The organism is Flavobacterium chilense (genome assembly GCF_001602525.1).
Lineage (GTDB): Bacteria > Bacteroidota > Bacteroidia > Flavobacteriales > Flavobacteriaceae > Flavobacterium > Flavobacterium chilense.
In genome coordinates this window covers 1-20,379 of record NZ_LSYT01000016.1, presented here as the reverse complement: position 1 = coordinate 20,379, position 20,379 = coordinate 1, and the positions used below count along the sequence as shown (strand labels likewise).

The 20,379-nt window shown below is 35.3% G+C and carries 10 protein-coding genes and 1 pseudogene; 9 read left to right on the top strand and 2 right to left on the bottom strand.

What is annotated here, in order from left to right:
• Nucleotides 1-144 precede the first annotated feature (144 nt).
• The 3 genes from A4F88_RS24495 (at nt 145) to A4F88_RS24485 (ending at nt 5,042) form a co-directional block, all read left to right on the top strand.
• Nucleotides 145-2,493 (top strand): TonB-dependent receptor, encoded by a 2,349-nt coding sequence (locus tag A4F88_RS24495; RefSeq protein ID WP_245179220.1) that lies wholly within the window; start codon nt 145-147, stop codon nt 2,491-2,493.
• A gap of 35 nt (nt 2,494-2,528) precedes the next feature.
• A complete protein-coding gene (locus tag A4F88_RS24490; RefSeq protein ID WP_068845742.1) occupies nt 2,529-3,770 on the top strand; it encodes a DUF4374 domain-containing protein in 1,242 nt (413 codons plus the stop codon).
• A gap of 105 nt (nt 3,771-3,875) precedes the next feature.
• Complete coding sequence (locus A4F88_RS24485) at nt 3,876-5,042, top strand: PepSY-associated TM helix domain-containing protein (protein ID WP_068845740.1); 1,167 nt, start codon at nt 3,876-3,878, stop codon at nt 5,040-5,042.
• Nucleotides 5,043-5,460: 418 nt separating this feature from the next.
• Here the strand turns inward: A4F88_RS24485 and A4F88_RS24480 are convergent, their stop codons facing one another.
• Both A4F88_RS24480 and gldA read right to left on the bottom strand, forming a co-directional pair.
• Nucleotides 5,461-7,584 (bottom strand): outer membrane beta-barrel family protein, encoded by a 2,124-nt coding sequence (locus tag A4F88_RS24480; RefSeq protein ID WP_068845738.1) that lies wholly within the window; start codon nt 7,582-7,584, stop codon nt 5,461-5,463.
• A 498-nt stretch (nt 7,585-8,082) separates the two neighbouring features.
• Nucleotides 8,083-8,979: a gliding motility-associated ABC transporter ATP-binding subunit GldA gene (gldA, locus tag A4F88_RS24475; protein ID WP_068845736.1), complete on the bottom strand. Its 897-nt coding sequence runs from the start codon at nt 8,977-8,979 to the stop codon at nt 8,083-8,085.
• Between the two features lie 133 nt (nt 8,980-9,112).
• On the opposite strand from gldA, the gene A4F88_RS24470 reads away from it, so the two are divergent.
• The 6 genes and pseudogenes from A4F88_RS24470 to A4F88_RS25810 all read left to right on the top strand — a co-directional run.
• Nucleotides 9,113-9,694 (top strand): outer membrane beta-barrel protein, encoded by a 582-nt coding sequence (locus A4F88_RS24470; RefSeq protein WP_068845801.1) that lies wholly within the window; start codon nt 9,113-9,115, stop codon nt 9,692-9,694.
• A gap of 96 nt (nt 9,695-9,790) precedes the next feature.
• The gene (locus A4F88_RS24465; protein ID WP_068845734.1) at nt 9,791-10,489 is read left to right on the top strand and encodes a type 1 glutamine amidotransferase; all 699 of its coding nucleotides are present in this window, start codon (nt 9,791-9,793) and stop codon (nt 10,487-10,489) included.
• A 296-nt stretch (nt 10,490-10,785) separates the two neighbouring features.
• Complete coding sequence (locus A4F88_RS24460; RefSeq protein ID WP_068845732.1) at nt 10,786-12,450, top strand: T9SS type A sorting domain-containing protein; 1,665 nt, start codon at nt 10,786-10,788, stop codon at nt 12,448-12,450.
• An 8-nt stretch (nt 12,451-12,458) separates the two neighbouring features.
• Nucleotides 12,459-16,103: pseudogene (locus tag A4F88_RS24455) on the top strand (DUF5977 domain-containing protein); the annotation flags it as partial.
• A gap of 143 nt (nt 16,104-16,246) precedes the next feature.
• Nucleotides 16,247-17,437: a DUF5977 domain-containing protein gene (locus tag A4F88_RS24450; protein ID WP_068845727.1), complete on the top strand. Its 1,191-nt coding sequence runs from the start codon at nt 16,247-16,249 to the stop codon at nt 17,435-17,437.
• A 30-nt stretch (nt 17,438-17,467) separates the two neighbouring features.
• A partial coding sequence (locus tag A4F88_RS25810) for a DUF6443 domain-containing protein (RefSeq protein ID WP_068845725.1) occupies nt 17,468-20,379 on the top strand: 2,912 nt, incomplete at its 3' end.

The window sequence follows — 20,379 nt, the reverse complement described above, 5'->3', positions numbered from 1 at the left end:
TTATTAAGGATTTGATTATTTTTTAGAATATTCTCTGTTTAAAAGTTAATTACTATTCTTATTTAGAATAATTAAAAATAGTTTGGAAAAAATAACATGAGAGCTTAATTTTGCTGCTAATTTAATTTCCAAAACAAAATTTAAATGATGCAAACAAGTAGATTAATGCTCTTGATTACAATTCTCTTCATTTCCTTTCAGGGGTATTCACAAAAAAACAAAGTAAACTTAACCGGAGTTATTTTAACAAATCTTGGTAAACCTGCAGAAGGAGTTTCGGTAGCACTAAAAGGAACAGCTTATGCGACATTAACGAACAGCAAAGGTGAATATAAAATTAGCGGAGAAGCCGGAGATTATATTTTAGTGGTTACTCATGTTGGTTTTAAAACAACAGAAGCGGCAATTTCTTTAAAACAAGGAGGAAAACCAACTCAGAATATTACAATGGAAGAAGATATGGCGGCTTTAAACGAAGTTGCCGTAACAGGAAAATCTAAAGTGCAAAGAGTGCGTGAACAGGCTTATAATATTACGGCTGTCGATCTTAAAAAAACATACAACACTTCTGCCGATTTAAATCAGGTTTTAAACAAAACTACAGGAGTTCGTATTCGTGAATACGGAGGGTTAGGATCTGCTTTTAACTTTTCTCTAAATGGTTTTTCCGGTAATCAGGTTAAGTTTTTTCTGGATGGAGTTCCTATGGATAGTTATGGTTCTGCATTAACATTAAATAATATTCCCGTAAATATGGCCGAAAGAATTGATGTTTACAAAGGAGTTGTTCCTATCGAATTGGGCGCAGATGCTTTGGGAGGAGCAGTCAATATTGTAACCAATAAAAACGTGAATCGCTATATCGATGCATCTTACAGTTATGGTTCGTTCAATACACACAGAGCTGCTGTAAACACACGATTTTCGGGGCGTGACGGATTTATTGCCAATATTAATGCTTTCACAAATTACTCAGACAATGATTATAAAGTCGATGTAAGTGTGGTCGATAAAAACACATCAAAGTTTTTACCCGAACAAAAATACAAACACTTTCATGATGCTTACAAGTCAGGAACTGTAATGGCTGAAGCGGGATTTAAGAACAAAAGTTTTGCAGATTATTTACTTGTTGGTTTTGCTTTGGCAGGAAATAAAAAAGAAATTCAGCAGGGAAGAACAATGCAAAAAGTCGTTGGGCAGGCTTTTACAGACAGCAATAGTTTTATTACTTCTTTAAAATATAAAAAAGACAATCTATTCACAAAAGGATTATCGGTCAATATTAATAGCACTTATGCTTTGGTAAACAACCGTTCTGTCGATACATCTTCACGAGTGTATGACTGGACAGGAAATTATGTCTACAGGCAATTTGCAGGAGCTAATGATAAAGGTGAATTGGGAAATAAAACCATCTATGTTTATGATGAAGAAAACGCTCAAATTGCAACAAACTTAAAATACCAGTTAAATGATCAACATTCTATTGCGGTAAACTATTCTTATTTGGGATATAAACGTAAAGAAACAAACGAATATCTAAAAGTAGTTGAACTTGGAGAGCCTTCTATCATTAAAAATATTTTAGGATTAAGTTACAATTTTAGTGGTTTAGACAATCGATTGGCGATTTCGGGTTTTGGTAAAATGTTTGGCTTAAATACCGAAATGATTTCTAATAGTATTACTCAGTCATCCTCATCTGTTAATTATGGTTACGGAGCGACTTCAGCCTATCATTTATCGGATAAATTTCAAATCAAAGGATCATATGAACATGCTTATCGTTTGCCTTCGGCTACTGAAATGTTAGGTGATGGATTAACTGTAAACAGCAATATTGGATTAAAACCGGAAAGCAGCGACAATGCAAATTTAGGCTTGGCTTTTCTTACTCAAAAAAATAAAAATCAGTTTAGTGCCGAAACAAGTTTGATCTACAGACAAGCCAAAGATTTTATCAGAGAAAGACAAGACGGAGATAAAACAGTTTATGAAAACCTTCAGAATGTGCAAATAACGGGTATTGATGGTGTTTTGCGATATGGTTACAAAGATTTTCTGAATTTTGAAGTAAATGGTACTTATCAAAAAAGCCTGAATAAAAATAAATATAAAACCGGAACTACCAGTCCGGATGCTTTGTATGATGCACAATTGCCAAACGTTCCCATCTTTTACGGAAACGCTGATCTGACTTTTAATTTTAAAAACATCAAATACAAAGGCGACAGACTTTCCTTAAATGTAAGTGCCAATTATATAGATGCTTTTTATCTGACCTGGCCGGTTTTAGGTTCATTAGAAACCAAAAAAGCAATTCCGGAACAATTTACTGAAAACGCGATGGTGGCTTATTCTTTCCTTAACGGAAAATACAATCTGGCGTTTGAGTGCCGCAATATTACAGATGTAAAAGTGTACGATTACTTTAAAGTTCAAAAACCGGGACGCGCTTTTTCAGTTAAGTTCAGATACTTTCTTCAGTAATTCAATTTTAATAATAACCCTTAATAATTATAATCATGTTTGTAAACAAATTTGCAAAATGCTTTGCATTGGCTTTTCTGTCCTTATCAATTTTTTCATGTAGCAGTGATGATTCATCTTCAGGTGAGCCAACTGTAAATGGTACTAAATATGTTGCATCGTACTGGTTGTCTGATTATACACAGTATATATTAGATTTTAATTCTACAGATCAGTTAATGACCGGCGAGATCAGTGCAAAAGGAGTAGGAATTGAGCAAAACGGAAGTTGTTTTCCGGTACAAAATACATTTTTTGCCCTAAGTACTGATGATGACGGATCTGTTTCGTTTAATCTTAACAGTGTAGGAAAACTGATGCAGGGAGGAAAACTTGCTTTCGAATCGTCTTATGCAGTTGGGTATACAGATGATAAAAAAATGATCAATATTGGAGCAACCTGGGATGGTAGCTCATCAGATTATGAACTTATGATATACAATCCGGCAACGGTTTCTATCGATGGTCGTAAGTTTAATGATTTTAGTGTTAATCCTGAAAATAAAAAAATATTATACTGGCCAACAGGGGCAGCCGTTTCCGGAGATAAACTTTTTGTTCCCGTATATACAAAAGATGTTAGCGACGGAACCAATAAAGTATTATCCTCTGATGCTGTTGTAAGAGTTTATAAATATCCTTCTTTAGAATATGTGAGTACTATAAGAGACACCAGAACAGCTGCTATTGGGATGTATTATACCAATACCGGAATTGTTCAGACAGAATCTGGAGATGTTTATACTTTTTCATCAAATGCCCGCGCTGGAGGTTATCCTGTAACAGCAGTATCATCAGGAGTTTTACGTATCAAAAAAGGAGATGCTAAGTTTGATCCAGGATATTTCTTCGATATCGAGGCTAGTACACTAAAAGGAAAAGTTCTGGCTGCATATCCGGTAGGAGGAGAAAAAGTATTTATCTCTTATATTACTAAAGATACAGATGCAGTTAGTCCTGTTTATAGTTTCCTTAGAACAAATACACTCTTTAAATCGGCAATTTTAGACTTATCTGCTAAAACAATTGTGCAGGTTACAGGATTACCTGATCATGGCGGAGATGAGTTTTTTGGATTAGGAAGTATGTTTGTTGAAAACGGAAAAGCCTACAAAAGTTTTGTAACAGGAACTGAAGCACGTGTGTATCAAATCGATATTGCAACCGGAACTGCAAAAGCCGGAGCATTAATCAAAGAAGGACTTTACCTGCCTGCAATTGGTAAGCTTACTTACTAAATAGAAGATTATAAATGGCTTGAGATATTATTTCGATACTACTCAGGCCATTTTATAAATATCATTTTGGCTTTAAAATACCACTTTTTTCAAATTAAAATTTCAATGAATATTTCTAAAAACCGAACCAGTAAACCACCCAATAAAGGAAAATCACGTTTTAGTAAAATCAATGCCTGGCTGCATTTATGGCTCGGACTGGGTTCTGGAATCATAGTATTTATCATGGCAATTACAGGCTGTATTCTGGTTTTCGAACATGAAATAAAGCAACTTACATCGCCTTATTTAAGTGTAGAAGCTCAAAGTCCTGAAAAATTATTGCCCCCTTCTCAAATTTATGCTGCTGTTCATAAAGTATTACCCAATAAAGAGATTCACGGAGTTTGGTATAATGGTTTAGATAAATCAATTAAGGTCGATATCGAATCGGATTCGTTGATTTATGTAAATCCCTATAACGGCATAATTACCGGAATGGTCGATCACGAAGACTTCTTTCATATCATTGACGAAGGGCATCGCAATCTCTGGTTAGATCGGGATATTGGATCACAAATAACAGCCTGGGCCACCTTTATTTTTTTCTTTTTGCTGATAAGCGGATTAATACTCTGGTTTCCGAAAAAGTGGAATAAAACCACCAGAAACAATAGTTTTAAAATAAAATGGGATGCCAAGTTTAAGCGACTTAATTATGACTTGCATAATGTTATGGGTTTTTATGCCCTTATTTTGGCAGTACTGATTTCTTTTACCGGAATGTTAATGAGTTTTCACTGGCTGCGAGAAAGTACCTATTGGATCAGCGGTGGCTGGGCAGATGAAAAGGATAAAAAAGAACAAGTAATTCCGGTTGCAAAAGATACTTTGTCGAAACAAGAATTAGACAAACTGGCTGCTGCCGATTTTATCTGGAAGAAGGTGCGAACCGAAATCGCTAAGGAAAATAAAGAAGCTGTAATCATTCATTTTCCGGATGAGCCAAAAGATGATTTTTATGCTTGTACCGATATGCATAAAGGAGTTTGGAGAGATTTATACTTTGATGCCAAAACGCTCGAACTACTCCCAAAATCTCATCAATATATTAATGACGAACGATTTTCGAATTGGTTAATGCGCTCTAATTATAGTCTTCATATAGGAGCAATAGGCGGATTGCCAACTAAGATTATATATTTCACGGCCAGTTTAGTTTGTGCCAGTTTACCCATTACCGGATTTTATATTTGGTGGGGAAGAAAGAAAAAGCAAAAACCACGAGCATAACTCCGGTTTGATTTTTATCTATTTTTTGTTAGTTAGTTTTAAAAGTCTTTTGTGAGAAGTAACATTCTTCAAAAGGCTTTTTCTTATTTAAGAAATAATGAAATGCAGGTATTCATCAACATTTTTATGAGGCTGAGTGAACCAAAAAGCATTGGAGAAGTCTGGTAAATAAAAAATCAGTCTTAATCATTTTATAGTTTGATCTTTTATTTCTCCGGATGATAAAAATGAATATTTGTTGGGTATAAAAAACAAATAAATCCGTTTGAATCTATTTGATCTGCGTGCCATTTTTTAATGATCCTGATGTAAATTGTACTTTTAGTTATGGACTAAAAACAGAAAGAGTCTGCTAACTACAAACAGACTCTTTTCCATCAAAAAAAAACAAAAACAAGGAAACTAAAGATTCAAAATATTAAATTCTATAAGTAAAGGCTATCGTGGCAATACGATTATCAAGATCATATCTTTTATTGATGCTCGTTTGTGCGATAACCGAATTGATGTGGAAATTATTGTTATTGAAAATATCAGTAATATTAAATTTGATATTGCCTTTGTTAGAAAGCACTTGTTTTGAAATTCCGATACTGAAATCAAAAAAAGCATCTCTTTCATAAATACCCAGATTCGATCTTGACTGGTATTGTACATTTGCCTCCGCCTTTAAACTTTCGGTAATTGTAAACGAGTTTTGTACACTTAAATTCAACGTAACAATTGGATCAATTTTATCTGTATTCACTACATTGCCCATAAATCTATTTTCGAAAACATTAAAAAGTGTGTTTACAGCCCACCATTTATAAATCTCAGCTGTATTGGTAATATTAGCACCATAATTATACGACTTATCAACATTAATCTGAGTGGTTACTGTGGTATTGTTGGACGGATTGTAGACATAAACTTCGGTAAATACATCTTTGGTTTTACTAAAATAGAGTGAAGCCATAAAAGCACTTTTCCAGGCATAACCAATTTCTGTTGAATGCGTGATTTCAGGAATCAGATTCGGATTTCCCTGAGAGTAATTAAACGAGTCATCATAAAAACGAAACGGATTCAGATCAAACTGACTTGGTCTGTTGATTCTTTTACTGTATGAGGCATGTAAGGAATGATTGCTGCTCAATTCATATTTCATAGAAACACTCGGAAACCATTTTAAATAATCGTCTTTGTGTTCTTCGTTTAGAGTTTTCTGTAAAATATTGATTGCAGTATATTCTGAACGTAAGCCCCCCTGAATATTGAATTTTTCCAACTGATATTTGTAATTGGCATAAGCCGCATAAATTTGCTCCTTATATTCAAAATGATTGGTCGAGTTAAGATCTACAATCCATTGATTGTTCTCATTGTATTCGTAAACCGATGGATTGTCGTTGTTTTTTACGCTGGCTTTAAAACCCCATTCAATGGATTGTTTCTCTTTTAGCGGATTGGTAAAATCAACTTTTCCGGTAAAAACTCTTAATTGAGACGGAATAAAACCTCGTCTGTCATTAATATTGGTTGTACTTGAAGGATCAATATTTTTTGCACTTTGAAATTGATTCGATCTGAATTTTGAAGTTTCATATTCAAAATCAAAAGACATGTTTTTTCCTTCGCTGTTAAATTTATGAACCCCTGAGAAAGCATACGTATAATCATTCCATTTCTCTTTACTGTCGTTATAGGTCGCAGCATCAAATTGCACCTGATCCATGGCATTAAGCAAAGTGTTTCTGCCATTTGCTATGTTTTCGTAACGTCCTAATTTGGCATCGACATATACTTCTAAATTTGTTTTAGGAGAAACTTCATAAGTAGTCCCTATCTTAAAATTGTTTGATGTCAACGGTTCGTTAGTCGTTGAGGTTTGGTGATTTTTACTTAAAATTTGCTGACGTGATGCATCCGTATATTGATTTTGATTGAATTCTTTTCGTTCTTCTTCACCTCTAAACGTATAGCTGTAGTTCCCGTAAACACCAAATTTTTCTTTATTATAATTTAAGTTTATGCCGGAATTGGTTCTGTTTTTTCGGCTTCGGCCATAATTCGTAAACACAGTTCCTTTAAGTCCGCCAGCATTTGGTTTCTTTAAAACGATATTAATGATTCCGGCTTTTCCTGTTGCATCATATTTAGAAGATGGATTCGTGATAACTTCAATTTGTTTGATGTTAGAGGAAGTAGTCGATTTTAAATAATTGGCGAGTTCCTTCTGCGAAAGCTGTGTTAGTTTACCGTTTATCATAACGCCAACGCCTTGTTGCCCGCGAATCGATAATTCTCCATCCTGAGACACAACAACACCTGGAGCACGAGATAAAACGTCTAAAGCAGTTCCGCCTTCAGAAACAATACTATTTTCAACATTAAAAACTAATCTGTCTGATTTTTGAGTATATAAAACTTTCTTTTTTGTAATTACGATTTCTTCTAAAACATTTATAGAGGTTTCTACTATACTGTCTGTTTCTTTTTCTGTCTGCGAGTATCCGTAGACCGAAAAGGCGAGCATAATAGAGGTGATAAAATTCTTCATGATATTGGGATTTGATTTTTTGGAGTAAGGATTTAAATGAAGTCTCGATTCTTAGCGAAAAGAAGATTTTCTCTATTTCAAAACGATTTGTTCCAGTTTATCAGAAAGTATATTTCGAAAATGTAAAAAACGGTTCAGGAGCTTCGAGAAAAAGGTTTTGAAAGCGTATAATATAGAGAACATTATAATGGTATTTTGAAGTTTCAGTTGTCAAATATAACACTATTTATATCAAGTCTAAATAAAAATAGTTAAAATTTGCATTCAAAAACCATAATGAATTGATATTTAAAGGTTCTCTGTTTTTCTTAAAATGAGAAAATTTAGAATAAAGGAAGGATTCCGAAGCAAAAAAGAAGTGAAATAGAGGATGAGCTCCTAGAGAAAAGACATCAAAGTGAAACAGTACTTCATAAAAAAACCAATTCGATCTCAATAGAAAGAATTGGTTATATATAAGTAAAACTGTAAGCTGTAACTGGGGTTGAAAACGGAAACTTATTTTGTTATTTCTCTAAAAACAGCTTCCAGGTTTTTATTTTTCTGATTTAATTGCAAGGTCTTTAAACCATTTTCATTAGCAAAATCAAAAATAGACGGACGCATATCTTTGTCAGCAACAAAAGTAAGCTCCCAGGTCATGTCATGTAAGTTTTTGTATGAAGTAATATTTTCCAGTCTGGCTAAAAGTTGCTCTTCGATTTGATAATCAAACTCAACTTCAATCACTTGCTCTTTATTGTCAGAAACAAGATGGTCTAATTTATTATCGGCTACGATATTTCCTTTGTCAATAATTATGACACGATCACAAATAGCTTCTACTTCCTGCATAATATGAGTTGATAAAAAAACGGTTTTATCTTTCCCAACATTTTTAATTACATTACGAATTTCCATTAACTGATTAGGATCCAATCCGGTAGTAGGTTCGTCAAGAATTAAAACATCAGGATTGTGTAATAAAGCATTTGCCAATCCTACACGCTGGCGGTATCCTTTAGACAGCTGCCCAATCTTTTTATGGCTTTCCGGTGTCAGTCCTGTCAGTTTAATTACCTCTTCAATTCTTGATTTTGGCACCTTATAAACATCAGCATTAAAAGCCAAATACTCACGAACATACAAATCCAGATACAACGGATTGTGCTCCGGTAAATATCCAATAGAACGCTGAACTTCTTTAGGGCTTGTCATGACATCATGGCTATTTACAAGGGCTGAGCCACTATCGGCAAGTAAATAAGTGGTCAAAATTTTCATCAAAGTAGATTTTCCGGCTCCGTTCGGACCAAGAAATCCTACGATTTCTCCTTTCTCAATTTTAAAAGAAATTTCATTTAAAGCTTTTTGCTCTCCGTAACTTTTTGATATGCTGTTTACTTCTATCGACATGACTTTTTATTTGCTACAAAAGTAAACAGAAATAGTCTCGATTACTACATTTTGCCTTGTAAAGAATTTAATTTTTAGTTGTAACAACGGCATCGTTATTGTTAAAGGAATGCTAAAATTAAAAAATTCAAACATGAAAAAAATTCTAGTGATGGCTGCATTGGCTATCTGCAGTTTTGCAAATGCTCAAAAAGGAACAATTTTAGTAGGTGGTAACATTGGCTACTCTTCTGAAAAAACTGAATATCAGTTTAGCGAAGAAAAAACTAATACATTTAGCTTTTCTCCTAAAGTTGGTTACCAATTTAACGACAACTGGACTGTAGGGGGTGAATTTACAGTGTCTTCATCTACTGATGACAATGGTGCAAGAGAAATTAAAGATAATGGTTTCAAATTAGGAGCTTTTGTTCGTTACTCAGTGCCATTAAGCCAGACTTTTTCTGTTTTTGCAGATATGGGAGCAGGTTTCCAAAATGCAAAATCTAAAGTATATGGTCCTGGAAATGCTTATTCAAAAAGAAAAGCAGATGGTATGTACGTTGGTGTAACTCCGGCTCTTTTCATTAACATGAAAAAAGGTTTTGGTTTAAACTTCAGTATTGGTGGTTTAGGATATGAAACATTAAGTTATGATAATAACGGTGCTGATGTTAGTAAATTCTATTTCAACTTTGGTCAGACATTTAATATTGGAATTTCTAAAAACTTCTAATCTTAAGTTATATTCAATTTCAGAAAAGCACTCCTGTTTGGGGTGCTTTTTTTGTATTTTTGAGAAAAGGTTATTCACTTAGATCACAAGCAAATCATGTCTGAAAAATTAAATATCCATTGTCTGCAACATGTTACTTTCGAAGGCTTAGGCTGTATGGAAGAATGGATTTTGGAAAACAATCATAACTTAACATACACACATTTATGCCACAATGAAACTCTTCCGGATCCCGATAAAATTGATGTTCTGATTGTAATGGGCGGAGAAATGAGTGTTCATGATGAAGTCGATTTTCCGTGGCTTAAAGCCGAAAAAAGATTTATAAAAGACGTAATTGATGCTAATAAAAAAGTAATAGGAATTTGTCTTGGAGCTCAATTGATTTCTAATGTTTTGGGCGGAACGGTTTCTAAAAATAAAGACAAAGAAATTGGCTGGTTTCCTGTTGAGGTTACAGCACCAGATTTACCTATTTTAAAAAATGTTCCAAAAAAATTAAATGTGTTTCATTGGCACGGAGAAACATTTTCTATTCCGGAAAATGCAATTCGGTTATTTCAGTCTGAAGGTTGTTTAAATCAGGGATTTTTGTACAAAGATCATGTTTTGGGACTTCAGTTTCATTTTGAAGTAACACCTCAATCTATGCACGAAATGACAATGGCAGGACAAAACGAATTAACTGATGCAAAATACATTCAATCTTTAGATACTATCTTGCAAACAACTCAGTTTATAGAACAGAATAATAGGGTGATGTTTGGGTTTTTGAGTTTTTTGTTAAAAGTCTAATTATATTACTAAAACATAAATGTTATAGCTTTAGAGCGTTAAGTGCTACAGCTGCAAATATTAGATAAAGCCCTTCTCCGGAAGGGCTTTGTTTTTTTATACAAAAGTAAAAAATCACCGAAAGTGGGTATTGTGGTTATGGTAAAGTATCTCTATAATTGTAATTGTTATTCTTAATATTTTATTAAAAATTATAAAAAATATATTGAAAATGCGGGAAACCGTAAAGTTATAACCTGGCGGTAATTTAGATTTACGCAGTAAAATCTAACATTCCGCATTAATCCAATTTGCTTATGAAAAAACTTTACTTACTGTTACTTTTTATTTTTCCTTTATTGGCTTATCCTCAGGATATCCTTTGGGAAAAATCATACGGAGGTACCCATGCTGATTATCTTTTTGATGCGCAGCCCACGGCTGATTATGGTTTTATTCTGGCAGGAAGTTCCCTGTCTAATAAAACCGGCAATAAAACCAGCGATAACCAGGGTGATTTAGATTACTGGATCTGGAAAATGAATGAGAAAGGCGATCTGGACTGGCAAAAAAGTATTGGCGGCAACGGTTTCGACTTACTTCAAAGCATTAAAAATACCCGGGATGGTGGTTTTATTCTGGCAGGAACTTCAGGTTCCGGAAAAGGAGGACAAAAAAATGAAGACTGCAAAGGCATTACAGATTTTTGGGTCATTAAATTAGATGCTTCAGGAGCAGAACAATGGCAAAGAACCATAGGCGGACCAGGACAGGATGAATTACTCTGCGCCTTTCAGACCAAAGACGGCGGCTATATGTTAGGCGGCTCTTCAAGTTCTAGCCCTCCGGCCCTTTCAATGGTAAAACCGGATGCAAAATCAACAGCAACTACTAAAGCTGATTTATTCAATAAATCTGAAAAAAGCCGTGGCAATATGGACTACTGGATTGTCAAACTCGACAAGCAGGGCAACATAGAATGGCAGAAAACCTATGGCGGACAGTATGCCGATATACTGCGAAGTATGGAACAAACTACAGACAATGGTTATATTTTGGCAGGATACTCCAATTCTCCGGTTTCAGGTGATAAAACAGCAAATAATAAAGGTGTTGGTGATTTTTGGATTATAAAAATAAATGATACAGGCGAAATTCAGTGGCAGAATACCTATGGAGCAGAAGGCGATGATCAGCCTTATGTGATTCACCAGACAGCAGATGGAGGTTACATAGCAGGAGGAAATTCCAACAGTAAAAATCCCTTAACCACTTTAGGCGGTATTGTTAGTAATGGTACAGATTACTGGGTATTAAAACTGGATCAGGACGGAGCTGTAATTTGGAGCAAAACTTACGATTTTGGAAAAACAGATATTCTGACTTCTCTGGTCGAAAATAAAGATCATACGTATCTCATTGGAGGTTATGCACAAAGTGAGAACAAACGTCCTAGGGAAGGAATTGTGGGTAAAGCAATGGGGATTGTCAATAAAGAAAAAGACGGTATTAATGATTATATCGCATTAAAGATTGATGATAAAGGTGAAGAATTATGGAGCAAAACCGTAGGAAGCTCCGGAGAGGATATTCTCAGAAAGTTAATCGAAACCCGCGATGGAGGTTATCTAATGGCAGGAACCTCTAATTCCAGTGCCTCAAAAGACAAAAACGGTAATATTGGAGGTAATGATTTTTGGGTAGTGAAACTCAAAGACAAGCAAAAAGTAGAAAAAATCAAATCCAGTATCGAGGCAATCCCTAATCCGGCATCCAGTTATACCAATGTAATTGTAGGGTATGATTTTAAAGAAGGTACTGCCACTCTGGTCGATATTACAGGACGTGTTTTACAGGAATTTGCTATTACCGGCAGAACCATTCCGGTAAATCTAAGCAGGTATTCTGAAGGAATTTACATCATCAAAATTAAAACCGATGTAAAAACAGAATCTGTAAAAGTTATTAAATCAGTTAATTAACAAAGAAAATGAAAAAAACATTACTTATACTTTTTTTGTTGCAGTTCACCTTATTAATGGCTCAGAATGGAAAGGATAATTTTTTTCCACCAACACCAGAGGCTGGTTCTTTAATAAAATATGTAGATGTTCCGGTTAATTATTCAACCGGAGTTACCAATTATTCCATTCCGGTACATATTATAAAATTAAAAAATCTGACAATCCCTATAACTTTAACGTATCAGTCTTCTGGTTTAAAACCTTCAGAAGTTGCAGGAAATACAGGGTTGGGATGGGAATTAAATGCAGGAGGAAAAATTACGCAGAATGTCGTACAAAAAAATGATCTGGATACCCATAGTCCGGCTAACCCTGTTTGGAATTTACCTAATGACAGAGATTTTAAGCTCCCAATACCTTCTTCAGATTTATCCTGGACTATAAGTCCTTATTCGCGAGCTCAGTTAGACAGTATACATGGGGCCGGAACTGATTATACTACTTTTACCAATATTGCTGAGAATAATATAGATTCTCAACCGGATATTTTTTATTATTCAACACCAAATAAATCAGGTAAATTTTTCTTTGGTAATAATTTTGAAGTTAAGCAAATTCCTTTCGGAAAGGAAAAAATTATTTATAACAGCAGTAATTATACCTTTGAAATTACAGATACAGATGGGGTTAGGTATATTTATAATATAGTAACCGAAAATTTAAATTCTGCAGAAAGTGTGTGTTTGAAATTCCCAAAGCTTAATGGAATGTCTAACAGTAATTCATATACTTTTTATTTAGCTCAGATTATAACGCCCAATAATGAAATTGTAGATTTTATTTATGATACAGTCAAATACAACCTGATAAATGATAAAGATTACACCAGATATTATCATTGGTTTTTTGGCGGAGGGGAGAAAATTACTTCTTATTATTCAGAAATTACTACTAAAGTTTTAACTAAAATTAAAGTGAATCAGGATTATGAGATTGAATTTTTATATAACAAATACAGGAAAGATATAAAGGGTAAAGTTCAGACAACTGCCCCGAAAACACTGGATAATATTAAAATTAAATATAAAAATGAAATAGAAACATACCAATTTGATTATGGTTATTTTGGTATTCCTGAAAGTCAGTATAACCCAAATAGTTTTGAAGGAGCAGAAATATATCAAGATAATGGGTATACACTAAAACTAAAAAGTTTTCAAAAAACAGGCGAAAACCCTTATGTTTTTTCTTATTATAATGAAGAGGTTGTAGGAAGGTATAATCCCTGTCTGGACCACTGGGGATATTATAGTAATAGTTGTGAAAGGTATACTATGAATACACTTTTTAGTGATTTGGGTGGTACAAAAGAACCTAATTTAGAAAAAACCAAGACGAATGTGTTGAAGAATATTGTTCTTCCAACCAAAGGAGAGGTAGAATTTAATTATGAGCTTAATACATGTTTTGGTTGTAGTATTCCTTACACTGAATATGAATGGAAATCGTATGAAGCACATGCAAATGGGGACGATAAATTTACAGGAGATGAGATAACAATCATAAAAGATTTTATCGTTCCGGAGAAGAGTATAACTATTCCTTATATATCATTTGATTTATACAGTCCTGGAGAAGCCACAACATCAAATTATGCAATTGCAGAAATTTATGATGAGCAATGGCACCTTATGAATTTTCAATTTATTGGTACAACCGGATATAATTATAAGCCCCTTGAAGGAGATGGATTACTTAAAGGTCAAAAATACTATCTTGTTTTGAAATGTTACGATACGTTTGAAAATCAAAATAAATTTGCGAGCATTCATTTTTTATATTCAAAAAAGAATGAGGCTGAGGTTGCAAAAGTTGGAGGATTACGTATTCGAGATATAAAAACAAAAGATACAGGTAATGTTATAACTCATCGTTCTTTTGATTATCGTGAGGATGGTAAGTCATCAGGTATTTTGTATGAGAAACCATTTTACTTTGATGAGTATGGTTATTTCTCTGAGATAAACGATCCAGATGCTAATACAATGGGGAATGGTTTGATAACTTATGCTGTCCAGTATTCCAGAATTCCTTCGGATTTATTTGGGTTTAATGGATATCATATTTTTTACACAAAAGTGACCGAAAATAATACCGATACTCAGGATGTTTCAAATATTATAAAAGTTGAAAAATATTTTACTTTTTCGGATGATATAAGGTTTGGAGAAATTTCACAGTTTTCAAAAATATCATACAATTGGAAAAGAGGGCTTCTTTCTCAAATTAATGAATTCAATAAAACTGATATGGTAAGAAAGACTGTAATGTCTTATAAATTTTTAGATACCCCTCCGGGAGATAAATCCTCAATTAGTGATCCGGGTTTTCCATTGATGAATGCTACATTTCCAAATGAATTTCATAAAAGAGGGCTGGATGTTAGCATTTACAGGAAAAATGCAAGTTTTTATAATTTGTACAACTATACCGGTTCTAAAACAATATCAGCCTGGTATTATATGGATAAAAAAACAACAGAAGAAAATCTTGACGGAAAGATTTTAAAAACTGAAGAAGATTATAAATATGATAATCCTACACACGCACAGTTAACGTCGCAAACGGTCAAAAATTCTAAAGGAGAGGTAATCGAAACCAAATATGCATATCCGGATGATTTATTAGGTGAGCCATTTATGGCAGATTTAAGTGCTGCAAACAGAGTCAGTACACCCATAATTACAGAGCAATATAAAGGCGGAACACTTCTTTCTAAAAATAAAACTGTTTTTGCCAAGGATGGTTCAACGGGCAATTTGTTATTACCAAAAGAAATTTATTCGGCTAAGTTTCCTAATGATTTTCCTGATATTTCGAATGTGGGCAAACTCGAAAAGAAAATCACTTATAATCTGTATGATGATAAAGGCAATGTGATCCAATATACCCCTGAATCAGGAGTGCCGGTTTCTATAATCTGGGGGTACAATAAAACATTACCTATTGCTAAAATAGAAAATGTAACATATGATCAGGTAGTGAATTATGTTAATGATCTTCAGGTACTGTCTGATGCAGATGATGATAATTGTTTGTCTGCTAATTGTAAGGAACAGCTTTTGCGCAATGCATTAAATTCCTTAAGAAATACATTTTCCAATGCATTTGTTTCTACTTATACTTATAATCCATTGGTTGGCGTAACCAGTATCACAGATCCTAAAGCAATACCTTCCTATTATGAATATGATACTGTTGGAAGATTAAAGTTTATAAAAGATCAGGATTTAAATGTGCTTCAAAAATATTGTTATAATTATAAAGGACAGCAAACAGATTGTGGCAATAATAATTCAACAAGTGTATTTATTTATAAAAGTGCAGCAAAAAGCGGCGTGTTTACCCGTAACAATTGCGCTGCCGGCGGTACTCCACAAAGCGTAACGTATACTGTTCCTGCCGGACGTTATAGTTCTGATGTTTCACAGGCAGCAGCAGATGCCCAGGCGCAAAATGATGTCAATACAAATGGCGAGGCCTATGCAAACAATGATAGCAATGCAAAATGTATTTTTAGCAGTGCAGCAAAAAGCGGTGTGTTTACCCGAAACAATTGCGCTGCTGGTGGTACTCCACAAAGCGTAACGTATAGTGTTCCTGCCGGACGCTATAGTTCTGATGCGTTCCTGCCGGACGTTATAGTTCTGATGTTTCACAGGCAGCAGCAGATGCCCAGGCGCAAAATGATGTCAATGTAAATGGTCAGGTTTATGCAAACAATGATGGCAATGCAAAATGTATTTTTAGCAGTGTGGTAAAAAGTGGTGTGTTTACCCGAAATAATTGCGCTGCCGGAGGTACTCCACAAAGTGCAACATATACTGTTCCTGCGGGTCGTTATAGTTCTGATGTTTCACAGGCAGCAGCAGATGCCCAGGCGCAAAATGATGTCAATGCAAATGGCCAGGCATTTGCAAATGACAATAATAATGCTAAATGTATTTTTTGGAATACTGCCCAAAGCAGATTGATCTCAAGAAATAATTGTGCTGCTGGCGGAACCCCTTCTAGTGTATGGTATACAGTAGCTGCCGGAACCTACAATTCAAATGTTTCTCAGGCGGCAGCTGATGCCCAGGCTCTGCAACAGATTGATAACAATGGTCAGGCTTATGCCAACGCTAATGCAATATGTACATTTTACAGTATTGCTTTAAGCTCTGAAATTACAAAAGACAATTGTGCATCAGGAGGAGTTGGCTCTGGAGTAATTTACAGTCAGGCAGCCGGAATTGAGATCTCAAATGTTTCTCAGGAGGATGCTAATTCTAAGGGATATATAAGATGGTTTACTGATGGTCAGGCTTATATAAATGCTAATGGTTTCTGTACTTTTAGTAGTGCTGCTTTAGGGGGGTATTTTCCTAAAACGAATTGCGGTCAAGGAGGAGAAAGTCCCTCAATATATTATGGGCAGGCTGCCGGTACAATAACATCCAGAATATCGCAAGCAGATGCAGATGGGCTGGCTGCAACAAAATTTTATGCAGATGGTCAGGCAAACGCAAATGCGAGTCAGGGATGTATATATAAAAATACTGTCCAAAGCAGATTAATTACCCGAAACAATTGTGCTCCGGGAGCAACACCAGACAGTGTTTGGTATACCGTTGCAGCAGGAGTACATACTTCTTATATCTCTCAGGCCGATGCAAATGCTTATGCTCAGTTACAGATAGATACTTATGGACAAGCTTATGCAAATTCAAACGGATTGTGCAGGTTTTATAACAAACAAATAAATCCTATATATTATAAAACAGATTGTCCTGCAGGAACAACAAATCCGTATGTGTATTATTATGTTGAGGCTGGAAAATACGAGTCGACGATATCCCAGGCAGATGCAGATAATAAGGCTTTGATAGAAGCTAATACTTACGGACCAGCTTATGCAAATGAAGTAGGGCGTTGTTTAAATTCAGGAGAAACTGAAGAATAATTCACTCATTTTTAAAGACACTCAAAACTGATGAAAAAATATATTACAATTATAATCCTGTTAGTATTTGCAGGTTGGGGCATGAAAGCCCAGACTTTTAGCGATGATAACTTCATATATACAATTACGCCCAAAAAAGCAGTGCCGTCAGGTAAACTTAATACACTAACCAAAGACGAAATGAGTCAAAATGTAACCTATTTTGACGGATTAGGCCGTCCCATACAAACCATTGCCATTGGGCAGGGCGGAAACGGAAGTGATCTTATAACCCCTGTAGAATATGATGGATTTGGCAGACAGCTCAAAGAATATTTGCCTTATGCAACGTCTAATGCAGGCAATGACTATTCTAAAATAGATCCTGCCACAGCCCTAAATGCGGCAATAAATTTTTATAATACCGGTAAATATGACAATACCAGTAACCCGTTCTCAGAGAAACAACTCGAAGCTTCGCCCCTAAACAGAGTTTTAAAACAAGCCGCTCCGGGAACTTCCTGGAAAATGGGAAACGGACATGAAATCAAATTAAAGTATCAGACCAATAGTGATACCGATGCCGTAAAATTATACCAAGTCACTACCACCTGGCAGGCTGCTCAGGGTTTGTACGACATTAGTTTTTCAGATGCAGGAACGACCTATGACGAAAAAGAGCTCTATAAAAACGTAACCTATGATGAAAACTCGGCTGCAAGTCCCAGTGAATCCGCAGGCTCTACCGTAGAATTTAAAAACAAAGAAGGACAGGTTGTTTTAAAAAGAACCTACGAGTCAGGAGTTAAACATGATACTTATTATGTTTATGATAGTTACGGAAACCTCACTTATGTACTACCGCCAAAAGTAACAGGTACTATCGATAATGAAATTCTAAACGGTTTGTGTTATCAATACAAATACGATAACCGCAACCGTCTGGTCGAGAAAAAGCTGCCGGGAAAACAATGGGAATTTATTGTATACGATAAACTCGACAGACCCGTAGCCACAGGACCTGTCTTTTCGCCATTTAAAAACGATACCAGCGAGGGCTGGCTCATAACCAAATACGATGCTTTTGGCCGTCCGGTTTATACAGGCTGGAGTAACCAGTCATCAAATGCGGCAACCAGAAAATCATTGCAGGATGCCCAGAATACTAAAACGACTTTGTTTGAAACCAAACAAACGTCAGAAACGATAGACGATATTAGTGTAAACTATAGCAATGCCATTGAGCCAACCAGTTTTAAACTTTTAACCGTAAACTATTACGATGATTATGATTATCCCAATGTACCCTCGATACCCACAACTATCGAAGGACAGGATGTTTTGGCCAATACCAAAGGTCTGGCTACCGGAAACTGGACAAGGGCAGTAACCACAGCTGACCAAACAGCAGGAGAAACCACTACAACCTTTTATGATACAAAAGCAAGGCCAATAAGCATATACCTGCAAAATCATTTAAGCGGACACACCATTACCGATAGCAAGCTTGATTTTACCGGAAAAGCAGCCTATACCATCACCAGGCACAAACGTACCTCAGGAGATAATGAACTGACCATCACAGAAGAGTTCACCTACTCCCCACAAGACCGTTTGCTGACCCATACCCACCAGATTAACGGAGGCGTTGTGCAGCTTTTAGCAGATAATACCTATGACAATTTAGGGCAACTGACTCAAAAAAATGTGGGTAACAACACCGCAAACCCCTTGCAAAAAGTACATTTTACCTATAATGTAAGAGGCTGGCTTACGGGGATTAACGATATCACTGACTTACAACACGATTCAGACCCTGTAGATTTGTTTGCCTTTAAAATCAACTACAACAATCAGCCGGGTAATTCGCAAGTAGAGGCTTTGTACAACGGAAATATTGCCGAAACTTTCTGGAAAACAGGAGCAGATAATACAGAGCGTTCTTACGGTTATCAATATGATGATTTAAACCGATTATCAGCAGCGATATATGCAAAGAATGGAGCGGTTACAGATATGTATAACGAAAATTTAACCTATGATAAAAATGGAAATATTAAGTTCTTAAACCGAAACGGAGATATTGATCCTCAAATTGGTACAAATTCTATAGATGCTCTGGTGTATACATATGCAGCAAATTCTAACCAGTTAAGTAAAGTGGCTGATAATAGTAATAATAGCAGTGGTTTTAATGATTTCAACAAAACTGGAGATGATTACAGTTATGATGCAAATGGCAACATGATCACTGATAAAAACAAAAATATCACAGGAATTGTATACAACCAGCTCAATCTGCCTAAGAAAATTACATTTGGCACCAATAATACTATTGAGTATATTTACAACGCAACGGGACAAAAACTCGATAAAATTGTTACTGAAAATGGAGTGGTAACCGCGACCAATTATCTGGGAGGTTTTCAGTACAGCTATGTCGATAATGGAGGTTATGTGCCGGATGATCCGGGAGATACAGACCCGCCAATTGATGGTTATGATCCTGTTCCTAACCCGGGAGGAGGAGCGAATCGTGCTAGTGGAGTACAGCAGGCTTTGTCTGTAACTACAGTATCATCTGTACCTACATTACAATTTTTCCCTACCGCAGAAGGGTATTTTGATAATGTAAACCAAAAATATGTATTTCAGTACAAAGATCATCTGGGCAACATAAGAGTAAGTTATGCTAAAAACCCTCAAACACAAGTTCTTGAAATTATCGAAGAAAATAATTATTATCCTTTTGGATTAAAACATAAGGGATATAATGATTATATAGCAACAAACAATAAATATAAGTACAACGGAAAAGAGTTGCAGGACGAGCTGGGGCTTAATGTATATGACTATAGTGCACGCAATTATGACCCTGCACTTGGTCGATGGATGAATATTGACCCATTAGCAGAACAAATGCGAAGATTTAGTCCTTATAATTATGCTTTTAATAATCCTGT

Coding starts and splice junctions, on each gene's coding strand:
- A4F88_RS24480 (WP_068845738.1), bottom strand. CDS start 7,584: ATGAAGAATTTTATCACCTCTATTATGCTCGCCTTTTCGGTCTACGGA.
- A4F88_RS24495 (WP_245179220.1), top strand. CDS start 145: ATGATGCAAACAAGTAGATTAATGCTCTTGATTACAATTCTCTTCATT.
- A4F88_RS24465 (WP_068845734.1), top strand. CDS start 9,791: ATGTCTGAAAAATTAAATATCCATTGTCTGCAACATGTTACTTTCGAA.
- A4F88_RS24460 (WP_068845732.1), top strand. CDS start 10,786: ATGAAAAAACTTTACTTACTGTTACTTTTTATTTTTCCTTTATTGGCT.
- A4F88_RS24485 (WP_068845740.1), top strand. CDS start 3,876: ATGAATATTTCTAAAAACCGAACCAGTAAACCACCCAATAAAGGAAAA.
- A4F88_RS24490 (WP_068845742.1), top strand. CDS start 2,529: ATGTTTGTAAACAAATTTGCAAAATGCTTTGCATTGGCTTTTCTGTCC.
- A4F88_RS24470 (WP_068845801.1), top strand. CDS start 9,113: ATGAAAAAAATTCTAGTGATGGCTGCATTGGCTATCTGCAGTTTTGCA.
- gldA (WP_068845736.1), bottom strand. CDS start 8,979: ATGTCGATAGAAGTAAACAGCATATCAAAAAGTTACGGAGAGCAAAAA.